The sequence below is a fragment of the Paenibacillus sp. GCM10027629 genome (genome assembly GCF_042676425.1).
Lineage (GTDB): Bacteria > Bacillota > Bacilli > Paenibacillales > Paenibacillaceae > Paenibacillus_K > Paenibacillus_K terrigena.
Genome location: NZ_JBHTGZ010000009.1, coordinates 2093729 through 2103881 on the forward strand (window position 1 = coordinate 2093729; position 10153 = coordinate 2103881).

Annotated in this window: 11 protein-coding genes; all 11 read right to left on the bottom strand. The window is 42.3% G+C overall.

Annotation, left to right across the window (positions count from 1 at the left end):
* Positions 1-74: 74 nt before the first annotated feature.
* Entirely contained in the window at positions 75-791 is a 717-nt protein-coding gene (locus tag ACFQZR_RS19210; protein WP_379348935.1) for a response regulator, read from the bottom strand.
* A 14-nt stretch (positions 792-805) separates the two neighbouring features.
* Positions 806-2395 carry a DcuS/MalK family sensor histidine kinase gene (gene dcuS, locus ACFQZR_RS19215; protein ID WP_379348680.1) on the bottom strand — a complete coding sequence of 530 codons (1590 nt, stop codon included), beginning with the start codon at positions 2393-2395 and terminating at the stop codon, positions 806-808.
* Between the two features lie 248 nt (positions 2396-2643).
* Positions 2644-3378: a YheC/YheD family protein gene (locus ACFQZR_RS19220; protein WP_379348682.1), complete on the bottom strand. Its 735-nt coding sequence runs from the start codon at positions 3376-3378 to the stop codon at positions 2644-2646.
* Positions 3379-3403: 25 nt separating this feature from the next.
* Positions 3404-4504 carry a 2-aminoethylphosphonate aminotransferase gene (locus ACFQZR_RS19225; protein ID WP_379348684.1) on the bottom strand — a complete coding sequence of 367 codons (1101 nt, stop codon included), beginning with the start codon at positions 4502-4504 and terminating at the stop codon, positions 3404-3406.
* Positions 4501-5661 carry a phosphonopyruvate decarboxylase gene (gene aepY, locus ACFQZR_RS19230; RefSeq protein ID WP_379348686.1) on the bottom strand — a complete coding sequence of 387 codons (1161 nt, stop codon included), beginning with the start codon at positions 5659-5661 and terminating at the stop codon, positions 4501-4503. The genes ACFQZR_RS19225 and aepY overlap by 4 nt, the downstream gene beginning before the upstream one ends.
* Positions 5661-6560 (bottom strand): phosphoenolpyruvate mutase, encoded by a 900-nt coding sequence (aepX, locus tag ACFQZR_RS19235; protein ID WP_379348689.1) that lies wholly within the window; start codon positions 6558-6560, stop codon positions 5661-5663. Before aepX ends, aepY begins: the two co-directional genes overlap by 1 nt.
* 41 nt (positions 6561-6601) lie before the next feature.
* A complete protein-coding gene (locus tag ACFQZR_RS19240) occupies positions 6602-7330 on the bottom strand; it encodes a YheC/YheD family protein (RefSeq protein WP_379348691.1) in 729 nt (242 codons plus the stop codon).
* Positions 7331-7570: 240 nt separating this feature from the next.
* The gene (locus tag ACFQZR_RS19245) at positions 7571-8464 is read right to left on the bottom strand and encodes a cation diffusion facilitator family transporter (protein WP_379348693.1); all 894 of its coding nucleotides are present in this window, start codon (positions 8462-8464) and stop codon (positions 7571-7573) included.
* A 628-nt stretch (positions 8465-9092) separates the two neighbouring features.
* Positions 9093-9200: a sporulation protein YjcZ gene (gene yjcZ, locus ACFQZR_RS19250; protein ID WP_379348695.1), complete on the bottom strand. Its 108-nt coding sequence runs from the start codon at positions 9198-9200 to the stop codon at positions 9093-9095.
* Positions 9201-9655: 455 nt separating this feature from the next.
* Positions 9656-9943 carry a VOC family protein gene (locus ACFQZR_RS19255; RefSeq protein ID WP_379348697.1) on the bottom strand — a complete coding sequence of 96 codons (288 nt, stop codon included), beginning with the start codon at positions 9941-9943 and terminating at the stop codon, positions 9656-9658.
* Between the two features lie 10 nt (positions 9944-9953).
* Positions 9954-10153 (bottom strand): family 43 glycosylhydrolase (locus ACFQZR_RS19260; RefSeq protein ID WP_379348699.1); only part of this gene is annotated, 200 nt, incomplete at its 5' end.

The window sequence follows — 10153 nt, forward strand, 5'->3', positions numbered from 1 at the left end:
GCTGTCATTTTTTCTGTTGTATAACAAAAAAAAGGCTGCCATCATGGCAGCAGCATACCTACTTTATTGTTCTTTTAGTTTGGAGTGATGTATTTAGATATCGTCTTTCTCCCATTCGGTGCGATCTGGTATTTCTGTACCGGCCTCCCTACGGTTCCGTATACATAGTCCATCTCCAGTACGCCCATTTCTACCAGGCCTGCACAATATTTATTGACCGATACTCGTGAAATTCCTGACAACATCGATATGTCCTCGGCGGAGAAGAATTCAACTCCGGAAGACTCAATGACTTTCCAGATGGTCTGAAGCGTCTGCCTCGTAAACCCTTTGGGCAATTCCTGTGACACTCTCTGTTCCTTACGAAAACGTCTAATCGTATCCAGATCCGATTGTTTGAGGCGTTCCTGACTGCGAAACAGTTGATTTTGCTCTCTGTAGCCATTTAATGCCGCGTGGAACCGGCTGAACTCGAACGGCTTAATCAAATAATCTACAGCCCCGTTCTGCAGTGCCACTTGAATACTCTTCTTGTCACTTGCAGCCGAAATGACAATGACATCGACCTTGATCCCTCTGTGTCGTATTTCGGACAACAGCTCCAATCCGTTGCTTTCTTTCATATAAATATCGAGCAAAATCAGATCGAAATCGCCCTGTTCTAGTACAAGCAATGCCTCATTCGTGGACGCAGCCCAATCTCCGGCTCGAAAGCCCTCTACCTGCTCTAAATAAAATTTGTTCATCTCCGCAACCATCGGATCATCCTCGACGATTAATACAGAAAGTATCGATGTATCCATAATTACTCCTCACTCTTCACTTCATAGGGTAATTGTACAATAAATTCAGTACCATGTTCAGGGTGGCTTTCCCAGTAAATCGAGCCCCCCAGCTTGTCCAGGCTTTTCTTAACCAGATACAGGCCAATACCACGATCTTTCCCCTTTGTAGAATAACCTTGCTCATACAATCGTTCTGCTTTGTTTTCAGGTATCCCTATTCCATTATCTATGACTCGGAAACGCAGTGTATGGTCTTCATATTGAAATCCAATACGAATCACTTTGTCATCGGTGCCTTGACAGGCCTCCAGTGCATTTTCCAACAAATTTCCGACGATGGTTACGAGTTCACGTGAGACATCCGGCTCTGCGGATTCAGGCAGTATCCCTTCTTCCAGCAGCTCCATCCTTACCCCCGCCTCACGCACCCGGCTTTGCTTGCCGAGCAAAAATCCTGCCATAACCGGATCTTTCACGAGCCGGATTACAGCATCCGTTTCATTGTGAATATGGTTTAAGATACCTGCCAAATAGTGTTCCAATTGTTCGTATCGCTGCATATGGGTCAATCCAATAATGACATGAAGTTTATTCATAAATTCATGGGTCTGTGATCGCAGTGTTTCAGCATACACCGAAATACCGGTTAGTCTCTCCATCAGAACAGATATTTCCGTCTTGTCACGAAAGCTTGCGATAACACCTTCAATGTGCTCGCCTACTCGGACTGGAACGACATTGACCAGCAGAGTAATTCCACTCTGCTCAACCTCTATGTCCTGCAACGGTTCACCCGTTTCCAAAACCTTCTCCATTCGTAATTGCGGCCAAATATGTCCAACCATTTGATTAACAGGATCATCATCGACACCTGTACGATCCAACAATCGCCTTGCTTCCGTGTTCACCAGGGTGATTTTCAGATTTTTATCCACGGCTAGTATGCCTTCACGCGCGCTTTGGAGCATGGCACTACGTTCTTCCAACAGCTTCGCAATGACGTCAGGCTCCATACCAAACATCATTTTTTTGATTTTATGAGCTAGAAAAACCGCTCCCACAATCCCCATCACACCACCAAGAAGCATTCCTAAATATAGGATCCACCGATTCTGTTGTACCGCAGTGTGGACGTTGTCCAGTGAAATGCCTACCGCTGCAGCTCCAACCTGTTTTCCATCCTCACCATAAATCGGCGAAAATGCTCTTACAGAATCACCAAGTGAACCTTTGGCTGTAGATACGCTTTCATTTCCGTGTAGTGCTGCAACTTCATCTCCGCCAATAAAATGGTGACCAATCATTGCTGGATCGGGATGGGTAAGACGAATGCCGTTCATATCCATTACGACAACGAACTCAACTTGGTTGAGCGTAAGAATATCCGTTGCATAACGCTGAATTCCCTCTGGATCTCCACGGCCCTCTAGTTCTTCAATCACAAACGGTGTCCGTGAAACGGTACGAGCGATTGTGAGTGCTTTATTCTGCACAGCATCCTTTGTCATTTCAGTCACTTTCATTCCGAATAATACATAAACAATGAATAACACCATGAGAACAACGGCACAAATCATTAAGGTAATCGTCGTCCGCAACCTTAATGTCATTCTTCCTATTTTCACTTAGCCACCTCAAAGAACTTTTTATTGTGATTGTACCCAGTAATATCCCATACTTGCATTTTGTCCATTCAACAATTTTGCCGATGTCCAATTTCATAGATCATAATATTACCTTAAATCTTAATTATTTTTTCATAACAAATATCACAATGTACAAATCATAGCAAAAAAAGCGATCATTCGAGATACAGGTCTGATGACCGTCTCGAAGATCGCTTTTTCTATTTTTACCTTCATTTATACGAGAGTATTCGATGATACATCTTAAAATCCTTCAGCTTAAGAAAATGGGACATTGCCGGATAAAGGTTGGCTTCAATAATGGAAACATGCCCTTTCGGATTTGTTGCAACGTCCAAGCCATAAATGCGGTGTCCAGGGAACAAAGCTTTTAATCTTTTCGCGGAACGAAGCGAAACCTTATCTATTCGGGATTTTAATTTGGTAACAGACAAGTGACTAATGGATGAACGCCGAATACCCGTCTTAAACCTAAGCAGTTTTCCATGACTCCGCGTATTATTGGAAACAATGTAGTTTTTGCCCGCAACCTTGATCACTCTCCCCGTGACTACCCACTTGGATGAATGTTTTCTCCGTTGAACGATAACTCTCATATCAAAGGGGCGCTTATTTATGGTCGGACGCGTTATTCTCTTTTGAACCATATAAGCGGCATACCCGATTTTCCTTTTGATATAACGATAGGTTTTCTTTCTTCCCCGTTTTATCTTTTTCATATTCTCGTAATGTATCGCGTATTTGTCATGCCCCAAATCGGAGACTTGAATGACACCCCGTCCACGGCTCCCCCAAACCGGCTTAACCATGACGTGCCTATGTCTATTCAAAAGGCTCCACAAGGATTCACGACTCATCACCCTGGTTTCCGGCAGGTAAGGCGCTAGGGAGGCACTCTTTTTCATAAACTTATATTTCGCATATTTATTTTTTGCTATTGTTCCCACAGTACTCCACCTTTCTCGAATTTGATCACATGCCACCCAGATAATCTTCGAGCAATTCCAAAAAAAACTCGATATCCTTGGTCGTAATGTCGCCGATATTGGCAATTCGGAACGTCTTAAGATCGTCAAGTTTTCCAGGATAAATCATAATGCCCTTGCTGTTGAAAAAATCATGCATCGATTGGAAATCAAACCCTGCAACAGGTTCATGGATGGATGTAATTATCTTGGAGTGATGCTCATCGGGGACGATATAGGTTAAACCCAGCCTTTTTAGACCGCTGATTAAAGTTTTCCAGGATGACATGTATCTTTCGTAACGCTTTGCTATACCTTCCTGCTTTAATTCCTGGATCGCTTGCCTAAGCGCGTACAAAGTCTGTACAGGCGGCGTAAACCGCATTTGCGCATGTTTCGCAAAATATTGATATTGGGCGTACAAATCCAAATAATAATTTCTAGGTTTCTTATCCTTCAAACACTCCAGCTTGCTTTTCTCAGCGATTACGAACGAAACGCCAGGCATTCCCTGCAGATTCTTGTTCGAACTGGATACCAAAAAGGAAATGTTCATTTCCTTCATCTCAATCGGAACAGCAGCAAATGAACTCATGGCATCCACCAACATGTCGATGTGATACCGTCTGCATATCTCTCCGATCTCCTTTATTTTGTTAAGAAGGCCGGTTGTTGTCTCATGATGCACGACAGCAAGATGGGATATCTTTCGGCCTGCAGATTGGATATAACTCTCTAAGTCAGCCAAATTAATCGCATCGTCGAAAGGATTTTTGAATTCCAAATAATCGATTCCATAAACCGCAGCGATTTCGCACATTCTTTTACCATATGCACCATTATTGATAATAACTACGGATTCGTTGCCGGGGACGGAACTGATCATGGATTCAACAGCAGCAGTCCCCGATCCGCCAAATAATACGGTCTGATAGTTGCCCGGATCTGCAACCAAACATGTAAGCTCTGTGGCAATATCCTTCATGATTGCGCCAAACTCGGCCTCACGGGGGCATATATCCGGAACCACCTGTGAATTTTTAACGCTTTCTGTAGTCGTTACCGGACCTGGAGTAAGCAAAATGTTTCTCTTTACGGTAGCACTCATGAGCCATCCACTTCCTTGATCTGTACAGGATCGCTTTCGATAAATCGCTGTAGTCGTTCTTTTACTTCGTGGGGCTTTATGCTTGGGCGAGCAAGATGCTCTTTGGACTGCTTGGATATTTTCATATACAGGAAAGTAAGCCTTTTAGTCTCTTTCCACGCTTGTAAACAGGCTTTTAGTTCTTCGAGGTTATGGACATGGATCGCATTCAGATACCCACAGGAAGCAGCAATGCTTACAAAATCAACATTATGGGATACCGTGCTTTGACCGCCTGTCGATTCATGGGCGTTATTATCGAGAAGAATATGAATCATATTGCCGGGGTTATAATTTCCGTTTGTCGCAAGGCTTCCCATGCGCATTAATAGAGATCCGTCTCCGTCAATCACGATAATGTTCTTGGCGGGTTGACTTAGAGCAAGCCCAAGTCCGAAAGAACTGATGCAACCCATCGATCCCACCATGTATAGGTTGTTGCTTGCATCTTCAATTTCATACAATTCCCGTCCTGTTTTTCCTGTTGTTGCAAGCTGTATCGTATCCTTATCTTTCATCGAATTGATCGCAGCTAGTGCCTCATACCGTCCAGGCATCTGATTGTTTTTATGGGCATGCCGTATAATCTGGTTTGAATGAATGGCGTTTTGTTGCTTTTTCAAAGGCTCATTGTCAAAGGTCCCTTTCTTGACGACAAAGAAGAACGGCCGATTCTGGGCAATTTGCTCATTAGCCTGATTCAGTTGCTTTTGGGCCTCCTCCAAATCTTTGGAAAGATATTGCCACTCCACGTTCATCAATTCCAGCATCTGCGTCGTGATCCTGCCCATAAGCTCATGCTGAGGCTCGTCAGGGACACCCGGCTCTCCGCGAAGGCTGACAAAACCAAGCATCGGAATACGAAAAGGGTAGACAAGGGATGTTAGCGGCGAAGTAGCATTAGTTAGTCCTGAATTTTGCATTAGTACAACGGATTTTCGTCCTCCTATATAAGCTGCGGATGCAATGGCAATCGCATCCCCCTCGTTAGCTGCTGCAACATAATCGGTTTCGTTGATAGCATAATTGATTAAATTTTTCAGGTAGGAACACGGTACTCCGCTGAAAAAGGTAAATCCTAATTTCTGGAGCTCTTCCCCAAACAATTTCGTGTCCATTATATTCCCTCATTCGAGTTGGGCTGTGACGCCGGGAGATATTGTTGTTCGGCAGCTTCCAGTTCTTCTGCTCCTTGAAGTCTGAAAACTTCTTTCAGTGATGCAACATTCTGTTCGATTTGAACAAGGCTCTCATCCTGATATATTCTGCGGGAAACTTGTTTCATGGCTTCAATGGATGATCTCAAGTTGTGGTTGGCCCATATCGCAAGACTAATCCCTAGCTCCCTAAACTTGTCGGTTGGCGTCAAATAATACGTCGTAGGTACGATGACTACGGGCAATCTTCCCGCCCATTCCTTCATGAACGCCTCAATCTCCGTGATATCCGGCCTTTTGCTGTGTATGAGCACCGCATCGGCACCTGCCTTCCGATATGCATCCGCCCGCCGCAGCGCCTCCTCAAGTCCTCTTCCTGTAATTAAAGCTTCTACTCTGGCTACAACTACAAAATCATCGTCGATTTGAGTATCCTTCATCGCTTTGATCTTACCGCAATATTCTTCGATATCGGCCATCGGCTGTAATTGGCCGTTTATGAACGAGTTCATTTTAGGAAATTGCTTATCTTCAATACAAACCCCTGCAATATTGCGCTGTTCCAGCTTTTTAACCAGGCGTCTTGCATTATTGAAGTTGCCATATCCTGTGTCCCCATCCAGTAGAATCGGGATGGACGAAGCATCGCTCATGAATTCCAGAACATCGAGAACTTGGGTCCAGGAGGCTTCGTTATTGTCTCTTACGCCCATCGCTGCAGAGATGGATAACCCGCTGGCCCAAATCCCTTTAAATCCTGCCTCCTCAACAATTTTGGCAGATAGGCCGTTATGGGCCTCCATGATAAACTCCAGTTTCTTGGAGTTGATCAAGTTTCTAAGCTCCTTTGTTTTTTTCATTGGAACTTTTCTCCTTCCCTTTAACATAATCAATATGGATCTTAGATCCCGATGGATCGTTTGTTTTTCATAATGGTTCTGATCATTGTGTGATCGGAGAGTTGAGTAAACAACATATGACCCGGACGTGAATTAGCTTCAATGATCCAAATGTGGCCTTTCTTGTCTATCGCAATATCAACCCCTAATTCATGAATCGAATGCCTTTTATTAACCGTTTTGGCGATGACAATGGATAGTTTTTTTATTTTGCGATAACACGCGTCCACTTTGGATTGATTATGATGAAAAAGACTTTTGAGGACCCTTCGCAAAGGTTTTGCATGGCCCCCTTTCTGATAATTGGTCACAAATTTATGAGGGGCGGCAACACGGGCGACCATACCCGAAATCATCCATTTGTGCTTTGGCATCTGCAGGTATACACGGATATCAAAAATTTTCCCATGATACTTCCCTAATCGTAGGCCTTTCTGTACCAAATACCGGTGCTTTGATTTCCGGTACGAGCGAATCGCTTTGAGGATAGAAGAACGTTTCGCAATCTTCAGACTTGAGCCAGAGCGAACCTCATATCTCTTTCCTAACCTCTTGACACGGATGATTCCGTTACCACCGCTCCCGTGATTGGGTTTTATGAAGACAGATGAATAGGTTTTGAGCATCCGTAAGGTCCTTGATTTCGTCATCCAGTAAGTTTTAGGCAGATGTGGACGCAAGACAGGGATCAGTAACATTTCCTTATGCTTTTTCATTTTTCCAATGGTCATTGACATCCTCTTCTCTTGTTAAGTTCCAGATATAAAGAGCATATTCATAAATATCTTTGCTGCTATAGACAAACATATAAACTATCAACAATCTGGGACGTAGCCCTCTCATTCCTTCGTTGTGACTCACGGGCAAAATGTTGTTGTAAATAACAAAAAAATGGATAGAGATTCAGATGGCGTCTGAACCCTCTATCCATTTCTTAATTTCTAAAAGTAGATGTCTTACATTGTAATCAATTACTTATCGCCGTACCATGGATTTAAATGAACCAATACTTCTTCAACCTCTGGATGCTGATTCATAATCGATTGTTTTATGTGCCTAGAAATATCGTGGCCTTCTTGTATATTTAATTCCGCCGGAATTCCGACTCTCACATCAACGATAATATAATGACCATGCTCTCTTGCACGAATTTTATCAATTCGCTTTACCTCTTGAACTGATTGTACTAGTTGGACAAATGCATCCATTTTCTCTTGATCCACAGTTTTTTCCATTAGAACATCAACAGCTGCCCTCCCCATATGAATTGCCAGTTTTAACACAAAAAAAGCGACAATGATCCCTGCAATGGGATCTCCGTAGGACAGAAAACCAATCTGAAAATAATCTCCTATCATTGCTAATCCAATACCGATTACTGCGGCAATGGATGCATATACATCGGCGAGATGGTCGTATGCAGTTGCAATCAAACCATTACTATTTGTTTTTTTTCCAATCGATATTGTATATAGGTAAAGTATTTGCTTCAGTATTAAAGAAAAGGATGCTGCAATCAGGGCGATGACTGTTGCTTTTTGTGGTGGATCGAATAATACCATTATTGAATGGTATGCCATATATACTGCAGCCAACACTAATATAATGGCAACAATACCAGCACTTATAACTTCTGCTTTACCATGTCCATAAGGATGGTCCTCATCAGGTGGTTGTTTAGACACACGCATGGAGGTGAGAGCTGCACCAGTAGCAACAATGTCCCCTGCATTATGAACCCCGTCTGCAATTAATACAGGACTATTATAGAATAATCCAACAATCAGTTTGATAATAGTCAATACGATATTACTAATAAAGCTGATCCAAATAGCGAATGATGTTTGCTTTTTATATTCCTTCATTATTCTTTCCTCACATATCTTTAAACTTTTGAGGTAAATCTATTCAACTAGAACATTCTAAACGATGATATTCGTGTGGGTCTAGAGAAACAGTGTTGCTTATAACCTGATAAGTTGATTATGGTCAAATTTTATGATAAGTCTAAAAACTATTGGATGAAAGAAACTGATAACGCGATTTAAAGCGCAAAAAGGGACTTCAACATTATCAGGTAATGATATGTAAAGTAACTAACCAAAAGCGATTCTGACATAAGGAAACTTTCAAGCTTTAATAGGTAAGCAATGAAGCCAGGTGATATCACCTGGCTTCATTGCTTACTGTTTATTCCTTGCATTAGCCCAATAATCTCGTGAGTAGAATGATCTCTGCCAATCGCATGATGAGTCGTCTTCTGCGCCCTCTAATAATGGAACTTAAAATTAGAAAATCTGTACCAACTGATAAGAGAGTACCTGTAAATGTGCTGCCGGTCGTTGTAACTAGTACTGACTTTCCCTGTAATTTTATTGCTTGTTGACGAAACGTCACGGTTATCAGTCCTTCCTCTTTTTTAATAAAGATAGAATAGATTATTCTTGATCATTAAAGTTTGAAAGGTATAACTGTGGAGAAAATAGAACCAATCTATAGATCGAAACCACGCATACAACTGCAAGCGACGATAACGAGTAGAATGAAGAGTACAAGAATCGTGCTTGTGCTTGTAAAAGCTCCACCAACTAGACCAGACATCTTAAGCACCTCGTTAACATTAAGTACTCGTTATTTTATGAAGGTACCCCCTATTTGATTGGGTGGTAGTTCCTTGGCACATGAATTTCTTCTCAAATTGTTGATATTCCTAAGAACGTCACCTTGAGTGCCAGATAGCAATTCTCCATATATTTGGCGAGCTCAGCCGTCTTGGCATCTGTACGTAGAATTCTGACTTCCGCGTTGTACACCTGTTCTATGCACGAGTCACAAGACGGGCATCCTCCGACGACCCAATTTCGCAAGTAGATAGAGATGAAAAAGGCACTTAAATTTCATGCCGTTGGAAGCATGTAATTTAAGTACCTTTGTATCTCTCCATGACGAATGGCGAGGATGGTGTTTTAATCGTATTTTATTAAATGACTAGAGATAAACGTAGTATGCCACCTAGAGAAACAAATGATGCAATAAGGCAGGCCGCAGTGAAGCTCTTAAACAGGATCTTCAATCCAAATAAACTTTCCAAATTCACTAATCTCTTTTTTCTTTGCAAGAGGTACACCAATATGTTCAAGATGCTTAATAGTCTCGTTTAGATTATGTACTTGGAAATTTAACATCACTTGTTGTTCTGTTGGAAAATAACTGTCATTCTCGGTAAAGAAAGGAAAGATTGTCTTATTTCCTAATTGGGGTTTTATCACAGTCCCATTCCAAATTTCTATTTCAATCTTCAACACTTCACCGGTCTCAAGTGTCACGCCCTTTTTTCGCTGCATCAAAACCGGATTATGCAGACACGGTTCGTAAAGCCCCAAGCAATCCGGTGCCGTCCGACGCTAACTCGTGAATCCATCCTCCTCCGAATGCCAAATAACGTTGGCCATTGTCGTCATTGAAAATGGATGGATCGATAAAGTGATGATTGAGCATGATCGCTTCGCTATAAGGTCCTTCCGGACGATCTGCCACGAACAACAGATTCGTAC

Coding starts and splice junctions, on each gene's coding strand:
- dcuS (WP_379348680.1), bottom strand. CDS start 2,395: ATGACATTAAGGTTGCGGACGACGATTACCTTAATGATTTGTGCCGTT.
- ACFQZR_RS19225 (WP_379348684.1), bottom strand. CDS start 4,504: ATGAGTGCTACCGTAAAGAGAAACATTTTGCTTACTCCAGGTCCGGTA.
- aepY (WP_379348686.1), bottom strand. CDS start 5,661: ATGGACACGAAATTGTTTGGGGAAGAGCTCCAGAAATTAGGATTTACC.
- aepX (WP_379348689.1), bottom strand. CDS start 6,560: ATGAAAAAAACAAAGGAGCTTAGAAACTTGATCAACTCCAAGAAACTG.
- ACFQZR_RS19240 (WP_379348691.1), bottom strand. CDS start 7,330: ATGACCATTGGAAAAATGAAAAAGCATAAGGAAATGTTACTGATCCCT.
- ACFQZR_RS19245 (WP_379348693.1), bottom strand. CDS start 8,464: ATGAAGGAATATAAAAAGCAAACATCATTCGCTATTTGGATCAGCTTT.
- yjcZ (WP_379348695.1), bottom strand. CDS start 9,200: ATGTCTGGTCTAGTTGGTGGAGCTTTTACAAGCACAAGCACGATTCTT.
- ACFQZR_RS19255 (WP_379348697.1), bottom strand. CDS start 9,943: ATGCAGCGAAAAAAGGGCGTGACACTTGAGACCGGTGAAGTGTTGAAG.